This window comes from Serratia sp. MF1(2023) (genome assembly GCF_030954545.1).
Classification (GTDB): Bacteria; Pseudomonadota; Gammaproteobacteria; order Enterobacterales; family Enterobacteriaceae; genus Serratia; species Serratia sarumanii.
In genome coordinates this window covers 243,156-262,853 of the sequence record NZ_JAVHUX010000008.1, presented here as the reverse complement: position 1 = coordinate 262,853, position 19,698 = coordinate 243,156, and the positions used below count along the sequence as shown (strand labels likewise).

16 protein-coding genes are annotated in these 19,698 nt (G+C 50.3%); 14 read left to right on the top strand and 2 right to left on the bottom strand.

The window, feature by feature from the left end; all coding sequences use genetic code 11:
• Positions 1-116 precede the first annotated feature (116 nt).
• Entirely contained in the window at positions 117-1,229 is a 1,113-nt protein-coding gene (apbC, locus tag REA38_RS04085) for an iron-sulfur cluster carrier protein ApbC (RefSeq protein WP_033646773.1), read from the top strand.
• Between the two features lie 45 nt (positions 1,230-1,274).
• Here the strand turns inward: apbC and REA38_RS04080 are convergent, their stop codons facing one another.
• Entirely contained in the window at positions 1,275-1,904 is a 630-nt protein-coding gene (locus REA38_RS04080) for a phosphatase PAP2 family protein (RefSeq protein WP_308885085.1), read from the bottom strand.
• Positions 1,905-2,135: 231 nt separating this feature from the next.
• Between REA38_RS04080 and udk the strand changes: the two genes are divergently transcribed.
• The 4 genes from udk (at position 2,136) to dcuC (ending at position 6,887) form a co-directional block, all read left to right on the top strand.
• Positions 2,136-2,777 (top strand): uridine kinase, encoded by a 642-nt coding sequence (gene udk, locus REA38_RS04075; RefSeq protein ID WP_004938922.1) that lies wholly within the window; start codon positions 2,136-2,138, stop codon positions 2,775-2,777.
• Positions 2,778-2,903: 126 nt separating this feature from the next.
• Entirely contained in the window at positions 2,904-3,485 is a 582-nt protein-coding gene (gene dcd / locus REA38_RS04070) for a dCTP deaminase (protein WP_004938917.1), read from the top strand.
• Between the two features lie 44 nt (positions 3,486-3,529).
• Positions 3,530-5,362 carry an outer membrane assembly protein AsmA gene (asmA, locus tag REA38_RS04065; RefSeq protein ID WP_308885082.1) on the top strand — a complete coding sequence of 611 codons (1,833 nt, stop codon included), beginning with the start codon at positions 3,530-3,532 and terminating at the stop codon, positions 5,360-5,362.
• A 175-nt stretch (positions 5,363-5,537) separates the two neighbouring features.
• Positions 5,538-6,887, top strand: coding sequence for an anaerobic C4-dicarboxylate transporter DcuC (gene dcuC / locus REA38_RS04060; RefSeq protein ID WP_308885080.1), 1,350 nt, complete (start codon positions 5,538-5,540; stop codon positions 6,885-6,887).
• Positions 6,888-6,918: 31 nt separating this feature from the next.
• Here dcuC and REA38_RS04055 read toward each other — a convergent pair whose 3' ends face one another.
• Entirely contained in the window at positions 6,919-8,502 is a 1,584-nt protein-coding gene (locus REA38_RS04055; RefSeq protein WP_126192399.1) for a TerC family protein, read from the bottom strand.
• A gap of 580 nt (positions 8,503-9,082) precedes the next feature.
• Between REA38_RS04055 and galU the strand changes: the two genes are divergently transcribed.
• From galU to REA38_RS04010, 9 genes are all read left to right on the top strand, one after another.
• Positions 9,083-9,982 (top strand): UTP--glucose-1-phosphate uridylyltransferase GalU, encoded by a 900-nt coding sequence (gene galU, locus REA38_RS04050; protein ID WP_308885274.1) that lies wholly within the window; start codon positions 9,083-9,085, stop codon positions 9,980-9,982.
• A gap of 40 nt (positions 9,983-10,022) precedes the next feature.
• On the top strand, positions 10,023-10,916 hold the full coding sequence (locus REA38_RS04045) for a sugar phosphate nucleotidyltransferase (protein WP_308885079.1): 894 nt from the start codon (positions 10,023-10,025) through the stop codon (positions 10,914-10,916).
• Between the two features lie 297 nt (positions 10,917-11,213).
• Entirely contained in the window at positions 11,214-12,350 is a 1,137-nt protein-coding gene (locus REA38_RS04040; protein WP_308885078.1) for a polysaccharide export protein, read from the top strand.
• A 3-nt stretch (positions 12,351-12,353) separates the two neighbouring features.
• Positions 12,354-12,788, top strand: a complete 435-nt coding sequence (locus REA38_RS04035) for a protein-tyrosine-phosphatase (protein WP_041034202.1) — start codon at positions 12,354-12,356, stop codon at positions 12,786-12,788.
• Between the two features lie 15 nt (positions 12,789-12,803).
• Positions 12,804-14,996: a tyrosine-protein kinase Wzc gene (gene wzc, locus REA38_RS04030; RefSeq protein WP_308885077.1), complete on the top strand. Its 2,193-nt coding sequence runs from the start codon at positions 12,804-12,806 to the stop codon at positions 14,994-14,996.
• On the top strand, positions 14,996-16,114 hold the full coding sequence (locus tag REA38_RS04025) for a glycosyltransferase family 4 protein (protein WP_308885076.1): 1,119 nt from the start codon (positions 14,996-14,998) through the stop codon (positions 16,112-16,114). The genes wzc and REA38_RS04025 overlap by 1 nt, the downstream gene beginning before the upstream one ends.
• Before the next feature lie 28 nt (positions 16,115-16,142).
• Complete coding sequence (locus tag REA38_RS04020) at positions 16,143-17,357, top strand: oligosaccharide flippase family protein (RefSeq protein ID WP_308885075.1); 1,215 nt, start codon at positions 16,143-16,145, stop codon at positions 17,355-17,357.
• Positions 17,344-18,513 (top strand): O-antigen ligase family protein, encoded by a 1,170-nt coding sequence (locus REA38_RS04015; RefSeq protein ID WP_308885074.1) that lies wholly within the window; start codon positions 17,344-17,346, stop codon positions 18,511-18,513. Before REA38_RS04020 ends, REA38_RS04015 begins: the two co-directional genes overlap by 14 nt.
• The gene (locus REA38_RS04010; protein WP_308885073.1) at positions 18,503-19,696 is read left to right on the top strand and encodes a glycosyltransferase; all 1,194 of its coding nucleotides are present in this window, start codon (positions 18,503-18,505) and stop codon (positions 19,694-19,696) included. The genes REA38_RS04015 and REA38_RS04010 overlap by 11 nt, the downstream gene beginning before the upstream one ends.
• The last annotated feature ends 2 nt before the right edge of the window (positions 19,697-19,698 follow it).

Below are 19,698 nucleotides of genomic sequence, written 5' to 3'. Positions count from 1 at the left end.
TTAACCGATCGCGCCCTTCGCTGCTAGGGCGGTTTCTTGCAGGTTATATGCGTCAGCGGCAGCGCAGTTCTGATATGCTTAGCCGGAAGCTACCCATTCAAAATCAAGGAGCCGGGATGAACGCAAAATCCCCTGAGCAGACCAACCCCGAAGTTCTGCGCGCCCTGGTGACCGGTGTACTGGCCGCCTTTGAACACCCGACGTTGAAAAACAACCTGACCGCATTGAAGGCCATTCATCACTGCGCGTTGCTGGACGATGTGCTGCATATCGAACTGACGATGCCGTTTGCCTGGCAGAGCGGTTTTGAGGCGCTGCAGGCGAGCGTCGGCCCCGAATTGCTGCGCGTGACCGGCGCTTCCGCCATCGACTGGAAGCTGAAACACGACATCACGACGCTGAAACGCGCCAACGGCCAGGCCGGCATCAAAGGCGTGCGCAACATCGTCGCCGTCAGCTCCGGCAAAGGTGGGGTGGGCAAATCCAGCACCGCCGTCAACCTGGCGCTGGCGCTGGCCGCCGAGGGTGCCAAGGTCGGCATTCTGGACGCCGACATTTACGGCCCGTCGATCCCCAACATGCTGGGCACCGAACATGAGCGGCCGACTTCGCCGGACGGTCAGCACATGGCGCCAATCATGGCGCACGGCCTGGCGACCAACTCCATCGGCTATCTGGTGACCGACGACAACGCCATGGTGTGGCGCGGCCCGATGGCCAGCAAGGCGCTGATGCAGCTGCTGCAGGATACGCTGTGGCCGGATCTGGATTATCTGGTGCTGGACATGCCGCCGGGCACCGGCGACATCCAGCTGACGCTGTCGCAGAACATTCCGGTAACCGGCGCGCTGGTGGTCACCACGCCGCAGGATATCGCCTTGCTGGATGCCGCCAAGGGCATCGTGATGTTCGAGAAAGTGCATGTGCCGGTGCTGGGCATCGTGGAGAACATGAGCGTACATATCTGCAGCAACTGCGGCCACCATGAGCCGATCTTCGGCACCGGCGGCGCCGAGAAGCTGGTGCAGAAATACCACAGCCGCCTGCTGGGGCAGATGCCGCTCCATATCTCGCTGCGCGAAGACCTGGATCGCGGTACGCCGACGGTGATCAGCCGCCCGGACAGCGAATTCGCCGAAATGTATCGTCAACTGGCCGGTCGCGTGGCTGCGCAGATGTATTGGCAGGGCGAGGCAATCCCGACAGAGATTGCGTTCCGCGCGCTGTAATCTGCCTATCGCAATGCAAGAGCCCGGCTTAAACGCCGGGTTTTTTTATGGGATGCGGGTGGGGTTGTGCAAATCTGCCCGGGTATAAGGGCGTTCGATCTGCGCCAGCGTTTTGGCGATATGCTCCAGCAATCCCTGGGTGGGGGCCGGCTGCCGCTGCCCCATTAGCGCCAAGGGCAAGGCCAGCGCGATGGCGAAGTGCTGCCAGGAGAGATGCGGGCGCGCTTTGTTCCGCTGCAACCGCAGGAACAGTGCGCTGGCCAGGTAGCCTAAAATCAGCCCGCTGATCACCTCTGATACCGAATGCACGCGAATTTCCAGCCGCGACACGCCGATGGCGAAAGGCAATATCCATCCGGTCAGCAAAGCGATGCTGCGTATCGGGTGGGAAAATCGGCCGGTCAACGTCCAGAGCAGTGGCGGCCAGATGCTGGCCGCGAGAGCTGAATGGCCGCTGAATCCGGTGAAATCAAAGCGCTCGCTGCCGATGCCCCAGCCCATAAAGGCCAGTTTGGACAGGCAGACCACCCCGCCGGTGAATCCGAAGATCAGCGCCCACTGCCAACCCGCCGCGCGGGTGGCGGGAGACATGAGCAGCAATAAAAACAGAATCAGCGCGCAGGGCAGCAACAACATGCTGTCGCCGAAAAAAGTCAGAAAATACCAATCCAGCACATCAATCTCCGATGAAAGGGGGCGGGGAGCAAAAGTCAGCGCCGGGGAGTGTAACCCGTTACGGCGCGTTGCCCTAGCCGCGAGATTCTTAAAATGCCGCGTGCCAGTGGCGTGGCAGCCCGAATTCGCCCGCCGCCGCGCAATATACAGTGGCGCAATCCCCGGCGACTCCCTATAATTGTCGCGTTTTAGTTCCCCCCCTTCACAATACGAAATCAGGTCTTTAATTTTATGACTGACAATCCGCATCAGTGCGTCATTATTGGTATAGCTGGCGCATCTGCCTCCGGAAAAAGCCTTATTGCCAGCACGTTGTACCGCGAACTCCGCGAGCAGGTCGGCGATGAGCACATCGGCGTTATTCCAGAAGACAGTTACTATAAAGACCAGACTCACCTGACCATGGAAGAACGGGTCAAAACCAACTATGACCACCCGAGCGCCATGGATCACAACCTGCTGTTCCAGCATCTGCAGATGCTGAAGGCCGGCAAGGCGATTGAACTGCCGCTGTACAGCTACACCGAACACACGCGCAAGAAAGAAACCGTCCATCTCGAACCTAAAAAAGTGATTATTCTGGAAGGGATCTTGCTGCTGACGGATATCCGCCTGCGCCAGGAGATGAACTTCTCGATCTTTGTCGACACGCCGCTCGATATCTGCCTGATGCGCCGCATGAAGCGCGACGTCAATGAGCGCGGCCGCTCGATGGATTCGGTGATGGCGCAATACCAGAAAACCGTGCGCCCGATGTTCCTGCAGTTTATCGAACCTTCCAAACAATACGCCGATATCATCGTCCCGCGCGGCGGCAAAAACCGCATCGCGATCGATATTCTGAAAGCCAAAATCAGCCAATTCTTTGAATAATGCCGCTTACATGGCCGGAAATGCGCATTTCCGGCCGGCGGCCAACTATTTGCACCTCGGCGTAGACCTTTCGCCCGTTGTGTGGCAATTTTTGTTTAGTTACGCGTTTTGATGGAGAAGAAAGACATGAGACTGTGCGACCGCGATATAGAAGCCTGGCTGGATAGCGAGAAACTGGTGATTTCCCCGCGCCCGCCGCTCGAACGCATCAACGGGGCCACAGTAGATGTCCGTTTGGGCAATCAGTTCCGCGTGTTCCGCGGCCATACCGCGCCTTTTATCGATCTTAGCGGGCCGAAAGATGAAGTCAGCGCCGCGCTGGATCGCGTGATGAGCGACGAGATTGTCCTGCCGGAAGGCGAGGCGTTCTTCCTTCATCCCGGTGAACTGGCCCTGGCGGTGACCTTCGAATCCGTGACGCTGCCGAACGATCTCGTGGGCTGGCTCGACGGCCGCTCTTCTCTGGCGCGTCTGGGGCTGATGGTGCACGTGACCGCGCACCGTATCGATCCGGGCTGGCACGGGCGCATCGTGCTGGAGTTTTACAACTCCGGCAAGCTGCCGCTGGCGCTGCGGCCGGGGATGCTGATTGGTGCCTTGAGCTTTGAGCCGTTGTCCGGCCCCGCGGCCCGGCCATACAACAGCCGGCAGGACGCAAAATATCGCGATCAGCAGGGCGCAGTAGCCAGTCGAATCGACAAGGACTAACGGCGCGGGATGCACCGTCGGTGTGGCGCTGACAAGAGGGTGGCATGAGAAGATTACTGACGACATTGGCGATTTTACTGGTGGTCGTGGTGGCGGGGATGTCCGCGCTGGTACTGCTGGTCAATCCGAATGATTTTCGCGGTTACATGGTCAAAAAGGTCGAGCAGAAGAGCGGCTACCAGCTGACGCTCGAAGGCGACCTGCGTTGGCATATCTGGCCGCAGCTCAGCATTTTGGCCGGGCGCATGACGCTGACCGCGCCGGGCGCCAAGGCGCCGGTGGTGAGCGCGGAAAACATGCGCCTTGACGTCAAACTGTTGCCGCTGCTGTCGCATCAGCTGTTTGTGAAACAGGTGATGTTGAAAAACGCCGTCATTCGCCTCACCCCCGACAGTGAAGAGCACTCGCAAGTGGACGCCCCGATTGCGCCGGCCGGCAGCGGCACTGATGCGGCAGACGCGGCCTGGAAATTCGATATCGATAACCTGCGCGTCGTGGACAGCCTGTTGATTTGGCAGCGTGCCGACAACGAGCAAATCAATGTCCGGGACATCAATCTTACCCTGCAGCAAACGGAGAAACGGCAGGCGCGGCTGGACATCTCCAGCCGGGTCAACCGCGATCAGCGCGACCTGGCCTTCAGCATGGCGGCCGATATCGATCTGCAGCAGTTCCCGCACCAGATCGGTGCCAAGGTGACCCAGTTCAATTACCAATTGGCGGGGGCAGATATTCCGAACGGCGGTATTCAAGGCGAGGGCAATGCTCAGGTGGTCTATCAGCAGACGCCGGCGCAGATTGCCGTCAGCCAGCTGAACGTCAGTGCCAATAACAGCCAGTTGACCGGCGATATCAGCGCCAGCCTGGGGGCGGTGCCCGGCTATGTGGTGAACCTGAATTCGGCTAATCTCGATCTCGACGCGCTTTCCGGTTGGCAATCCAGCACCAATACCGCCGAGCAGCCTGCCGTGACCGCCGCGCCGGTGATCGCCAGCCAGGTTGACGATCGGCAGCAGAACCTGGAAGCGCTGCGCGATTTCAATGCACAGCTGAATCTGCAGGCGGCGCAGTTGACCTACCGCGGTATGAACGTTACCCAGTTAGCCGTCGCGGCGGATAATCAACGCGGCCTGCTGACGCTGCATAAACTTGCCGGGCAATTGGCCGGCGGCGATTTCTCCTTGCCGGGATCGCTCGACGCTCGCGGCAATAAACCGGTGATAAACGTGCAGCCGACCCTGAACCAGGTTGAGCTCGGCACGGTGCTCAAAGCCTTCGACATGCCGCAGATGCTGACCGGCAAATTCAGCATGAAAGGAGATTTGACCGGCGATCGCCTTTCTTCACAGTCATTTGAGCACCGTTGGCGCGGTACGGCGCAGTTGGCAATGCAGGATGCGCAGTTGCACGGCCTGAACATTCAGCAATTGATCCAACAGGCGGTGGCGCGCAACGATAACAGCGTGCGCGGGCAAGACAGCTATCAGCGCTATACCGAAGTCAAAAGCGTCTCGGCGCGGGCCAGCCTGAGCCAGGGCACTGTCAAGCTCAGTAGCCTGACGGCGGATTCGCCTTTGCTGGCGTTGACCGGCGCCGGCAGTATCGATATGCCGGGAAAACAGTGCGATATGGCGCTTAACGTGCGCGTCACAGGCGGCTGGCAAGGGCGCGGCGAACTGATCGAGCAACTGCAAAAAACGCCGATCCCGCTGCGGGTTTACGGGCCGTGGCAACAGCTGAATTACCAACTGCAGGTCGATCAGGTGCTGCGCAAAACGCTGCAGGATCGGGCTAAAGATGCGCTGAACAAATGGGCTGAAAAGAACAAGGATTCGCGCGAAGGCCAGGATCTGAAGAAGCTGCTCGACAAGCTGTAATCCCTCCTGACGCGGGCCGTTTTACGGCTCGCGTCAATATCGGCGTTTCCCGCGATAATTTCCCTCCGTTACCTTGATGAAGGTCATGAAGACTCACGCTCGATTTGTGCAGAGTAAGAGCATATTTTGCTATGACTATGCGCCTGAGCGCGAAAACATAACGAGTTGAGGAAACATGATAGAGCTTCTTATTGGCGCGGCGGTGGCGGCGGGCGTGGGCCGTTACATCATCAAAGGATATTCCGCCACCGGTGTCTTGATGGTGGGCGGGTTACTGCTGCTTGGCATCAGCGCCCTGATGGGGAAAACGCTGTTGCCGTCCGGCGCCGCGTCTACCGGCTGGCGCGCGACCGATATTATCGAATACGTCAAGATCTTGCTGATGAGCCGCGGCGGCGATCTGGGCATGATGATCATGATGCTGTGCGGTTTCGCCGCCTACATGACGCATATCGGCGCCAACGACGTGGTCGTCAAGCTGGCCTCGCGCCCGTTGCAGATGATCAACTCGCCTTATCTGCTGATGGTGGCGGCCTATTTTGTCGCTTGCCTGATGTCATTGGCGGTCTCTTCCGCCACGGGTCTCGGCGTATTGCTGATGGCGACGCTGTTCCCATTGATGGTGAACGTTGGCATCAGCCGCGGGGCGGCGGCGGCCATTTGCGCTTCGCCGGCGGCGATTATCCTGGCGCCGACCTCCGGCGACGTGGTGCTGGCGGCCAAGGCGGCGGAGATGCCGCTGGTGGACTTCGCGTTCAAAACCACGCTGCCTATCTCGATTGCCGCCATCGTCTGCATGGCCGTGGCGCACTTTTTCTGGCAGCGTTATCTCGACAGGAAGAGTGATGAACAGCATCACATCGTGGACGTCAGCGAAATCAAAACGCATGCGCCGGGGTTCTACGCGATACTGCCGTTTACGCCGATCCTCGGCGTGCTGATCTTCGACGGCAAATGGGGGCCGGAGCTGCACATCATTACCGTGCTGGTAGGGTGCATACTGTTGGCGGCCGCGATCGAGTTCGTGCGCAGCTTCAGCGCCAAACAGGTATTCAGCGGCCTGGAAGTGGCGTATCGCGGCATGGCGGACGCATTCGCCAGCGTGGTGATGCTGTTGGTGGCCGCGGGCGTCTTCGCGCAGGGGTTGAGCACCGTCGGCTTTATCAGCGGATTGATCGGGTTGGCGCAGTCGTTCGGCACCGGCGGTTTGATCATGATGCTGGTGTTGGTGATTACCATGCTGGCGGCCATGACCACCGGCTCCGGCAATGCGCCGTTTTATGCGTTTGTCGAACTGATCCCGAAACTGGCGGCGCAGATGGGCGTGAATCCGGCCTACCTGGTGATCCCGATGCTGCAGGCATCTAATCTCGGCCGCACGCTGTCGCCGGTCTCCGGTGTGGTGGTGGCGGTCTCCGGCATGGCGAAAATCTCGCCGTTCGACGTGGTAAAGCGCACTTCGGTGCCGGTGATTGTCGGGCTGGTGGTGGTGATCGTGGCGACGGAGTTGCTGGTTCCCCAGTAACATTGAGGCCGGGCAATGCCCGGCCTCAATGTTAAACCTCGTAGTCCTCCGCTGGGAGAGGCGGGGTGATCTTCACTTTAAGGATGCGGTGGCTGCTGACCTCCAACGGCTCGAACAGGTAGTCACCGATCCTGATTTGTTCGCCTTCTTGCGGCACGCGCTGGCTGTGTTCCATCAATAGCCCCGCCAGCGTGTGGTATTCGCGCTTTTCTTCCAGCGGCATCGGCAAGTACAACACCAGATCTTCCAGCGGCATATAGCCGTTGGCGATCCAGCTGCCGTCCTCGTTTTGCTGAATGTCGTGGCGTGCGTCCACCTCTTCGCCGGCCTCCGGCAGGTTGCCGGCGATGGTTTCCATCACGTCCGTCAGGGTGACGACGCCTTCGACGGAGCCGAACTCATCGACCACAAAGGCAAAGTGCGTCTGCGCCTGGCGGAATTGTTCCAGGGCGCTTAACAGCGTGAGCTGTTCCGGGAAGATCAACGGTTGGCGTATCAGCGCACGCAGATCCAGCGGCGCTTGCGCCAGCTGCTGTTTGAGGACGTCGATGGTGTGGATCACGCCCAGCGGCTCATCGCTGGCGCTGCTTTCCACCACCACGATGCGCGTGTGCTGATTACGCTCCAGCAACTGCGTCAGCTTTTCCTGCGGATCGTTCAGCTCAAGGTATTCGACGTCGTGACGCGAGGTCATGATGCTGCTGACGGTGCGCTGCGCCATGCCCAGCACGCGTTCGATCATGCGCCGCTCTTGCTGGTTGAAGATCTCGCCGTTTTCGCTGTCGCTGTCCGCCAGCAGGTTGGCGGAATGGCTGTCGACCTCCGCTTCTTCATGTTTGCCGCTCAGCATACGCAGCACAGCCTCGGCGGTGCGCTCGCGCAGTGGCCGCACCTTTGACAGGAAACGACGGCGGTTGAACTGCGCCAACTGGTTCAATGCCTCGATCATTACCGAGAAGCCGATCGCCGCGTAGAGATAGCCTTTCGGAATGTGGTAGCCGAAGCCCTCCGCCACCAGGCTGAAACCGATCATCAGCAGGAAGCTCAGGCACAGGATAACGATAGTCGGGTGAGCGTTGACGAAACGCGTCAGCGGTTTGCTGGCCAGCAGCATCAGGCCGATGGCGATACAGACCGCGATCATCATCACCGCCAGGTGATCGACCATCCCAACGGCGGTGATCACCGAGTCGAGCGAGAAAACGGCGTCCAGCACCACGATCTGCGCCACCACCGGCCAGAAACGCGCGCCTTTGCGCGCGCCGTGCTGCTCTTCATCCTTGCCTTCCAGCCGCTCGTTCAGCTCCATGGTGGCCTTGAACAGCAGGAATATCCCGCCGACCAGCATGATCAGATCGCGGCCGCTGAAGGGGTGCTCCGCAACGATGAACATCGGTTTGGTCAGCGTCGCCAGCCACGAGATGGAGGCGAGCAGCGCCAGACGCATGACCAGCGCCAACAACAGACCGACGACACGGGCCTTATCTCTTTGTTGTTTTGGTAGTTTGTCCGCCAGAATGGCGATGAAGACAAGGTTGTCTATACCCAGCACGATTTCCAGCACGACCAACGTGGCCAGGCCGGCCCAAATTGTTGGATCAGCGATCCATTCCATACGCCCAATTTCACCTGTAAGTTCTACGGCTTATGCCGCTCGGGAATGATGGGCGTTGAGGCGGCAAAATTCAACTTTAATCCGGAGGCAACGGCCGATTGCCGCAAACTGCGATCGCCGACGGTGACAGGGTAGGGGGCAGATATTAACCGAAATGTGATGCGCTCAGAAAAAAACGCTTATTAAATTTATTTAAATCAAAGTATTGAAACAATTTTCTTAAGCTATGCTTCGTATCAGCATGCTGCATGAGTAGTCTTATTCTGAAAACGGCTGGCTGGGGAGATCTAAGGCTTGTATCACTTAGACATTAGTATAAGAATCTTAGTCATATAACGGCAGTAACTCGCATTGTTTGGTTATAAAAGCACCGTTTTTTCACTTTTTTGTGAACGGCATGGCAGTTCAAACGAAGAATGAGAGCCGTTTTGCATAAAATTGTTTGGCTCATGCAATGACGTGGTGGATACGTCATAACAGTACTTTGGTAGCTGCAAGCCAAGGGCGGTAGCGTGCCCGATTGAATCCCTCTGTTCACGCTGCGCAGGTGAATGCAGCGCTACGATGAATTGGAATGAAAATGCAAACAAGACTCAAGGCAGTGATCCCCGTTGCGGGGTTGGGAACCCGTATGTTGCCGGCGACCAAGGCGATTCCTAAAGAAATGTTGCCCGTGGCCGATAAGCCCTTAATCCAGTACATTGTTGCTGAATGCGTGGCGGCGGGGATTAAAGACATCGTATTGGTTACGCACTCATCGAAAAACGCGATTGAAAACCATTTTGACACTTCGTTTGAGCTGGAGGCTATGCTAGAAGCGCGTGTGAAACGCCAGCTCTTGAGTGAAGTTCAAAGTATTTGTCCGCCGGACGTTACCGTGATGCAGGTGCGTCAGGGACAAGCGAAAGGGCTCGGGCATGCGGTATTGTGCGCGAAACCCATGGTAGGGGATTCCCCTTTTGTCGTCTTGCTGCCAGATGTGTTGTTGGATGATGCAACTACGGATCTTCGTAAAGAAAACCTGGCTAAAATGATCCAACGCTTTGAAGCTACAGGGTGCAGCCAAATCATGGTTGAACCGGTACCAGAGCAGGATGTGTCAAAATATGGCGTAGTGGATTGTGCGGGTGTAGCACTGGTTGCAGGCGAAAGTGCGCCGATGTCGGCAGTGGTGGAAAAACCCGCACGCGAGGAAGCGCCATCTAACCTGGCGGTTGTGGGGCGCTACGTGCTTTCCGCCGCTATTTGGCCGTTACTCGAGAAGACGCCTCCAGGCGCGGGCGATGAAATCCAGTTGACCGACGCTATCGCTATGCTGATGGATGAGCAAATAGTGGAAGCCTTCCATATGAGCGGTAAATCACACGACTGCGGCGATAAACTTGGTTATATGAAGGCCTTTGTGCAATACGGTCTGCGCCATGCCACAGAAGGTGAAGATTTCTCGCAATGGTTGAAGCTGGCCTTGAATAACAACTAACATGTGGCTGAGTACGTTCACAAGATTGAAGAGGACGAGCATGACGAAGTTGAAAGCTGTCATTCCTGTCGCTGGCCTGGGCATGCATATGCTACCGGCGACCAAAGCGATTCCTAAAGAGATGTTGCCGATCGTCGATAAGCCCTTGATTCAATATATTGTTAATGAGTGCGTAGCGGCAGGTATCAAAGAGATTATTCTGGTTACGCATTCATCTAAAAATGCAATAGAAAACCATTTCGATACGTCCTTTGAATTGGAAGCGATGCTCGAAGCTCGCGTTAAGCGCCAGTTGTTGGATGAAGTCCAATCGATAACGCCGAAAGGCGTAACGTTAATGCATATTAGGCAAGGGCAACCTAAAGGGTTGGGTCATGCGGTGCTTTGTGCCAAACCACTGATCGGAGACTCTCCTTTCGTGGTGCTGTTGCCGGATGTGTTGCTTGACGACGCTAAAGCCGATCTGAAAAAAGATAACCTGGCCCACCTCAGTTCCCGCTTTGAAGAGACGGGGTTGAGTCAGGTACTGATCCAACCCGTGGATGAGCATGTTTTGCGCAACTATTCCGTTGTGGAGTGCCAGAACAATGCATTGCGGCAAGGTGAGTCCTCACCTATTACCGCGATTATCGAAAAACCAGACAGCGATGTTCAGCTGAAATCCAACTATTCAGCCGTTGGGCGCTACGTGCTTTCAGCCGCTATCTGGCCCATTTTGGAAAAAACCGAGCCGGGCGCCTGGGGGCGCATTCAGTTGACGGACGCGATTGCCGAATTGCTGAAACATCAGACGGTAGAGGCCACAGAGTTGATTGGCGAGTCATTTAACTGCGGTGAAAAGATGGGCTACTTGCGGGCATTCGTGACGTATGGCTTACGCCACCCAACGCAGGGTAAGGCCTTCCGTAAGTGGGCGGAGCAACTCTCTCTGTAGCGTTTATCAATTACCTTTATGCTGACTGGTTTGGAGCGATACCTGACCGTCCTCCGCTATGTTTAGGCAAAAACGACGGTGCTTATGCTGCTCTTTTTATTTAAGAACTATGCAATAATGCTCCTAGGCTTTCAGTCTAACAAATCTGAATTCAACACTTGCTCAATGAAAGTGCGTTTTAGGATGTCTTCGTGTGAGCATTGATAACTCATTTCGCTGAGTGCCGCGGTAGGCGCCATGGTTGGCCTGGGACTTGGCATTACATGCATTTTTTACTTTGAAAGTGATGATAACTCGATGGCAAAAAAACAATGGAAACTGATACCGCTTCTGGTATCTATCAGTGTGGTCAGCGGCTGTACTATCGTGCCGGGCTCTCATCTTTCAACCAGTGGCAAAGACGTCGTAAAACAGCAAGATAGCGATTTTGATCTTGATAAATTGGTTAATATTTATCCGATGACCCCTGGCCTTATCGAGAAGCTACGGTCGAAACCCGTGGTTGCACAGCCTAATTCCGCGTTAGAACGCGAGTTGCAAAATTACGAATACCGCATTGGCGTTGGCGATGTGCTGATGGTGACCGTTTGGGATCACCCAGAGCTGACGACGCCTGCGGGGCAATACCGCAGTGCCAGTGATACCGGCAACTGGGTTAACTCGGACGGGACTATTTTCTATCCGTACATTGGCAAAGTGAAAGTTGCAGGAAAAACAGTCAGTCAGGTGCGCAGTGATATTGCCGGCCGTCTTGCTCAGTATATCGAGAGCCCGCAAGTTGACGTCAGCATCGCCGCATTCCGTTCACAGAAAGTTTATGTGACCGGCGAAGTGGAGAAATCAGGCCAGCAACCTATCACTAACGTTCCATTGACGATTATGGACGCGGTGAATGCTGCGGGGGGGCTTAGCGCTAATGCGGACTGGCGAAACGTGGTATTGACGCACAATGGCAAAGAACACCATATATCCCTGCAGGCATTGATGCAGAAAGGTGACCTCACGCAGAACCATTTACTGTACCCGGGCGATATCTTGTATATCCCGCGCAATGACGATCTGAAAGTATTTGTGATGGGTGAAGTGAAAAAGCAGTCGACACTGCGCATGGACCGTAGCGGGATGACCTTAACTGAAGCATTGGGTAATGCAGAGGGGATGGATCAAGCAATGTCAGATGCAACAGGCGTATTCGTAATTCGACCTTTGCGTGGAAGTGAAGGGAAGAAGATTGCCAATATTTATCAGTTGAACGCCTCTGATGCTTCTGCGCTTGTTATGGGGACAGAGTTCCAGCTGCAACCCTACGATATTGTCTATGTGACAACGGCGCCTGTCGTTCGCTGGAATCGTGTGGTAATGCAATTGGTGCCGACAATCACTGGCGTACACGATATGACCGAAACGGTGCGGTTTATCAAACAATGGAACTAATATATGTTTGATTCTATTTTAGTTGTATGTGTTGGCAACATATGCCGCTCCCCTATTGGGGAGCGGCTTCTTAAGCAAAAGTTACCACAAAAAAAAATAGCTTCTGCAGGGCTTGGTGCTTTGAAGGGGCATTCCGCAGATGATACTGCCATCGAGGTTGCTTCAGAAAACAATCTCTCCTTAGAGGGGCATGTTGCTCAGCAACTAACTGCTACGTTATGCAGACAATATGATCTTATTTTGGTGATGGAAAAGAAACATATTGATGCAGTAAGCCATATTCAACCCGAGGTCCGCGGAAAAACAATGCTTTTTGGTCATTGGATAGGCAAAAAAGAAATTGCCGACCCCTATCGTCAAAGCAAAGAAGCATTTGAGCACATTTATAAACTTCTCGATGAGTCTGCTGAAAAGTGGGCTCAGGCGCTGAATAAATAATTTATAAGGCCTATGATGTTAGAAAAAAATAAGGGGGCGGTATCCCCAAACGTAGCGAAGAACGAAGATATAGATTTAGGTCGCTTGATCGGGACGCTAATTGATCATCGCTGGTTGATTACAGGTATAACAACTATATTTGCTGTCGTCGGGTTGATCTATGTTGTATTCGCCACTCCGATATATCAGGCCGATGCCCTGGTTCAAGTTGAGCAAAATATGGGTAGCTCAATATTGAATGATATCTCCAAAGTCCTTCCTGATAGCCAACCAGTCTCTGCGACAGAAATTGAATTAATAAAGTCAAGGATGGTGATCGGTAAAACTCTGGATGAAATGAATTTAGATACCGAAGTTGAGCCAAACTATTTCCCTGTATTTGGGAAAGGCTTTTCACGTTTAACTAAAAGTAGTTCCGAAAGGCCTCAAGTCGCGTTAAGCAGTTTACATGTTACAGATTATTTGCTGGACGAGAAGTTAGATCTTACTTTCAAGAGTCACGATGCTTATGAACTATCATACTCGGGCGATAAGATACTCGAAGGCGTTGTGGGAAAATTGGCTACAGGGCATGGCGTGAGCATACTGGTCAGCGATTTCCGAGGAAGCGATGGCACTGGTTTCACGCTTAAAAAACGACCTCGCCTGGATGCCATCAATGATTTAGTGGATAGATTAACTGTTGCGGATAAAGGTAAAGATACAGGAATACTGGCCTTGAGTCTAACGGGTGATGATTCCGTTCAAATCAGAAAAATTTTAAACAGTATTATCAATAATTATCTGCAACAGAATGTCGAGAGGAAATCCGAAGAAGCGGGTAAGAGCCTGGAGTTTCTTAAGACTCAGCTACCACAGGTTCGACAAAACCTCGATTTGGCAGAAAACAAACTGAACCAATTTCGTCAGCAGAACGACTCTGTAGATTTATCTCTAGAAGCCAAATCTGTATTGGATACGATGGTGGCTGTAGAGTCGCAGTTAAATGAATTAACCTTTAAAGAAGCCGAAATCTCTAAGTTGTATACGAAAGAACACCCGGCATACAGAGCACTGAATGAGAAGAGAGCAACATTAGAAAAAGAAAAGGCTAGGCTGAATAAACGCGTTAGCAATATGCCCAAAACGCAGCAGGAAATTCTGAGCCTAACGCGCGATGTCCAGGCTGGGCAAGAAGTCTACATGCAGCTGTTAAACAAACAGCAAGAGCTAAGTATCAATAAAGCGAGTACGGTAGGCAACGTAAGGATTGTTGACTATGCGGATACGCAGCTGAAACCGGTAAAACCAAAGAAAATCTTCGTTATCCTGTTCGCTATCATTTTGGGAGCTGTTTCTTCAATAACGTTGGTGTTGGTCAAAATGTTGCTTCATAAAGGCATTGACAGCGCAGAAGAGCTGGAAAGCAATGGAGTGAACGTTTACGCAAGCATTCCACTGTCCGAATGGCAAAGCGCGAGGGATAAAGAACTGAAGTTGCGTGGAAAAAAACTCAACACGCGCTCAAATGAGCTTTTGGCGACAGGGAATCCTGCAGACTTGGCTGTTGAAGCTATCAGGAGTTTGAGAACAAGTTTGCACTTTGCAATGCTCGATGCAAAAAACAATATTCTAATGATTTCTGGTGCGAGTCCGTCTATTGGTAAGACTTTCGTTAGCGTAAACTTGGCTGCAACTATTGCCCAGTCGGGTCAGAAAGTTCTGGTGATCGATAGCGATATGCGTAAAGGATATATTCACGATATCTTTGGCGTTAATGCGAGCAATGGTCTTTCAACGATACTTGCCGGGCAAGTCAGCCCAGCTCAAACTGTCGTTCATTCTACTGTTGCTAATTTAGATGTTTTGCCTCGAGGCAAAGTCCCGCCGAATCCATCTGAATTGTTGATGAGCGAGCGTTTCGAAAAGTTATTGGCTTGGGCAAGCGAAAATTATGACTTTGTTCTGGTCGATACTCCACCTATTCTGGCTGTAACTGATGCAGCAATTATTGGGCACCATGTTGGGACTTCACTAATGGTTGCCCGTTTTGATGTCAACACAGTCAAAGAAGTTGAAGTGAGTATTCGTCGTTTTGAGCAAAATGGAGTTGAAATCAAAGGCGTCATTCTTAACGCGATGGTCAGAAAGTTGGGCTCTTACTATTCAAATTATGGCTATTACCAATATGAATATAAAAGTGACAACAAAGGTAAGGATAAGCACTAATGAAAAAAGTGTTAGTTTTGACCAATGAGTACAGTCCCTTCAATGGAGGGATTTCTCGTTATACTCAAATGCTTGTTCAACATAAACCGGGAGATATTTCGGTTGAGCTTATCGCACCAAGTTATCAAAAAGAAGAGTCAAAAGATTTTGGAACGCTAACGGTAAATCGATATTCTGGTGGAAAATTTACATGGAAGGAGTTTCCTCAGATTATAAGAGAGGTAGCAGCAATCCAGCCTAGTGACTATGACAGAGTTCATGTGGCCGATTGGCCCTTTTGGCTGGCGGTATGTTTTAGAAATAAATTTATGCCCTGGAAAGAAAAAATAAAATTCACGAGCACGGTTTATGGGAGTGAGATCCTTAATTTTAGAAATGGTCGCATATCTCCATTTGTAAAAATACTGTCGCCATTTAAAGATGTCACGGCTCTGTATCCTATCAGTGAATATACAAGAAATATCATGGTTGAGAACTTCCCTGAAAGTGAAGTGTTACCATGTAAAACCGTATTGCTGGGTATTGATGAGTCGTGGCGGAAAGAAATTGAGGTCGGCCATGTAGCATCGATTGATGACGTTGATGCAGCGAGGGATTTTGTTTTAGTTACTGTCGGCAGACTGGACTCGAGGAAAGGGCATGACCTAGTCATTAAGGCTATTTCTCAATCCGAATTGGCAGAGAAAATAACCTACAACATTATCGGAAGAGGAGATGATAGCTACAAAAAACAGCTTAATGAATTGGCAGAGAAACATTGTGTCCATATCAACATTTTCGATAATTTAAATGATGATGAAGTTAAGTCTAAGTATCGTGAGTCTGACTTGTTTGTTTTAGCTGCGCGGACCGATGTTAGAAAGGTAGAAGGTTTCGGTCTCGTTTTTCTTGAAGCCGCTGCATGTGGAGTGCCTTCTTTAGCAACTAACGTGGGTGCCATACCAGAGGTAGTAAGCTCGGAGTTAGGTGTAATAGTCGAGGAGTCAAGCGAGGGAATCGCAAAGGCGATTCGTCAACTATATTACGATGCTGAAAAGTTAGCTGCTTTGAAGAAAACATGCGGGAAGAAAGCAGCATCTTATAGCTGGGAAAAAACCGCTCAGGAAACTTTCGCATAATCCTAACAGGGTAGCAACGGGTAGTCTGATGAAAGGAAGTATAGTCAATATAGTATGCCAATTTGTAAAATTAGGTTTTCAGTTTCTGTATTTTACAATTGCAGCTAAAATGCTCGGTGCCGATAAGTTTGGCTTGTGGGCCTCTGTGTCCGCATTGTGTAATATCCTAAGTCCGCTTATTATTCTTGGCATTGGCCCCTGCATAATAAAAGTTCACGCTTCAGATAAAGACTTTAGTTTGTTTAGAAGTTACTACTATTTAGGTGCCTTGTTACTCGCGATTGGCACCCTGGTGTTAACTCCTGTTGCCGCCTTGTTGTATAAAACCAGCTATTCTACAGTTGCATTGGTACTAATCGCGGAGTTGTTCGTATTCAGGCAAATAGAATTACTATCACAAATGTATTTGGCGAAGGGAAATAAACTGGCGTTTTCTTTATTCCCGGTTGCATTCATTGTTTTTAAATTGCTAATTGTCTTTGCTGTATTTTGGTGGGGGATTTCTGATGATTTTATTTATGTTAATTTTGTTTCGTCATTAGTTTTCATTTTGCCAGTGATGTGCTGGGAGGAGTTAAGAAGTGTCAAATCAAACTTGAAGCTTCAATTCCAGAAAGCTACACATATGATGAGAGAAGCGGTTTACTTTTCATTGGCAACAACGGCTAAAACAGTTTATACAGACTCGGATAAGGTCATTCTAGGGGCTGCTAACAACCTGAGAGACGTTGCGAATTACAATATTGCATATAAGTTGATCAGCTTGGTGTTTGTACCTGTTTCTGCGGTTTTATCTATTCAGGCTCCTACTCTATATCATCTAGGTTCCTTGGAAAATAAGGCTGCCCTTAGGGAAAAAATTAAAAGACTTATCGCGCTCTGTGTGGCGATGTCTTCGCTGATTGGTGTTGGGATAATTATTTTTCTGCCGCTTATACTGTCTTTCTTCGGGGATGAATATGCGAATGCCAAAAACATGGTCTATTTGTTATTGCCAGCCCCAATAATTATGAGTATCCACTACGTTTTCGCCGATGGGATAACGGCAATGGGTTGCCAGAAGTTAAGAGCCTATATGTCTATTATAACAGCGGTTCTTAATGCGGTATTAGGACTTGTCTTTATACCAATGTACGGAGTGACTGGGGCCGTAGGTATAACGTTATTTTCTGAAACTCTTCTTCTTGTCCTTTTCTCATCTGTCTACATGACAAAATTAAAGAAAAAATATGTCGAACATTAAAATATCTTGGTGGGGAATATATATAAATACAGCATTTTTGCTGGGGTGCATAAAGTTCAATATCGGTAATGGCGATGTTTATTTTATTGATATCTTTACTGCGATGACATTTTTCTATGTGGTGGCTAACATCCCACACTCCATTCGAACTAAATCCTTCATTTTTATTATTAGTTATGTGCTTATTTGTTGTTTGATTTCGATTAACTCTTCAATTAGACATGGTGTGCAGCTTCCCACAATAGTTGGAATGGTTCGGTATTTTGAATATTTAATTTGGGGTATAGCCTTTTTCATTAAATATCAACATAATTACGATGCTGGAAAGATACCTATCGAAGTTAACATACTGTATTTCTTCCTGCTTTTTGTTTCTGTGTTGCAGTTTTTTGGTTCAACAATTTATCTCGAGTCATGGCAGGAATTCAACTTCAAGTATGGCGATGGTTTTCGTGCCCCAGGAGTGTTTTTACACCCCAATATTAACTCATTCTTCCTTTCTTTCTTCCCGCTCTTGTATTTCTATGGGAAGAGAGATAATACTAGAATTCAAATGTTAGTAGCTGCAGTTATAACTCTGGCCCTGGTTATAACGAATAGCCGTGGTAATTTTGCAATAGCAAGTATTGCATTTGTTATGTTATATTTACGCGGTATAAAGATAACACTTTTGGCTACATTTTCAGTTTTAGCGGTGATAGCAATATCTAGCTATATTGACTATTCAGGTTTAGCTGGCTGGCTTCGTTTGGATTCAAACTACTCACTGACGGATAATACATCATTCACATTGCGCTTGGAACTATGGGAAAGTGCTTTGAAGATGTTTTATCAGTCTCCAATATTGGGGCAAGGATTTAAACAGTTCCCAGTGCTGACAGATGTATTTATATGGGGGAATTTGGGGAATGGTGTTGAAGAATTTAAGACACATGCCAACTCGTTTATTTTAGGTTCACTGGCAGAGAATGGTTTGGTCTTTACTCTTCTTATTCTTTATAGAATGAAGAGGATACTCGCTGAGTACGGCTTGTCGTTGTTCTTACTATTTTCATTTGTTTTGATGTATGACGATTTGTTCCATGATCCATACTCAATGACTTTGCTTTTATTTATGGCAATTTCTTTAACTAGGTACAAACAGGATGAAAAGTAACCAGGTATTGGGTGTGATTTGTAATAACAGAATGCTGTCAGATACGAATGGCGATTATTGGGTAAGTAAACAAACATACGGTGATAGTTTTTGGATTCGATACTTGGCGGTCTTTTCCGTCGTTAGGCCTATATGTCGAGTCACTAAAGTTAATCAAGTCCCGGATGGTTGGGTGAAAATTACACTTGAAAATGTGAAGCCTATTCCTATTACTGGATTTGAAGGCATAGGACAGCTGATAAAATTTTTTCGTGTGTTAAGAAAAGAGTTACTTAATTCTCTCGATATGGTTGATAAAGTCATTGTCCGTGGTCCGACGATTCTTTCCTCTGTGATCCAAGATTGGTTCATGAAAAAATACACTGCCTATGGTATCGAGGTTGTTTCTGATCCTTGGGATGATTTTGCTAAGGGCTCTTACAAACATAAGTTAAGGTTTTTTCTACAGCAGTTTTCTTATATCACATTCAAAATGCTTGTAAAAAATGCCTATGTTATTTCATATGTGACATCGAGTTATCTACAGAATAAATATCCAGCTAAAAATGCGGCTCTTAGCACTAATTATTCTTCCATTTCATTGAAGTCATCCGATATTGTGGACCAAGAAATTCGTTTGTTCCCCCGTGGTGACGTATGGCACATTGGTCTTATCGCGCGGCTTGATACTCCCCATAAAGGTGGAGATATCCTCCTGCGAGCGGTGAAGAAGTGTTTAGCTGAGGGGGCTCAGCTCAAATGTACCATTGTCGGAGATGGGAAGGAATTGGTGGTTCTTAAAGATCTTGCTTTGAAATTAGACATTGCCGATCGTGTCGTGTTTCCAGGCGCAGTCTCTACTAAATCTGATGTGTTCAAGTACCTTGACAGTTTTGATATATTTGCACTTCCGACTCGCCAAGAGGGGCTGCCTAGAAGTGTTATTGAAGCCATGGCGAGAGGTCTACCTTGTCTTTCAACGCCTATTGGCGGCGTACCGGAGATTGTCAATGCTTCTGAGTTGTTCGAGTTGGATAACGTTGATGAGTTGGTGAAAAGAATAATAAATCTTATTGATAATCCGGATTATTGCGTTCTGCTTTCAGAACAGAATTTGCAAAAAAGCCAAAACTATGAGGAAACTGAGCTGGAGGTTAGGAGGAATAAGCTTTACTCAGTTTTAATGGATGCGCCTGTAAAGTGAAT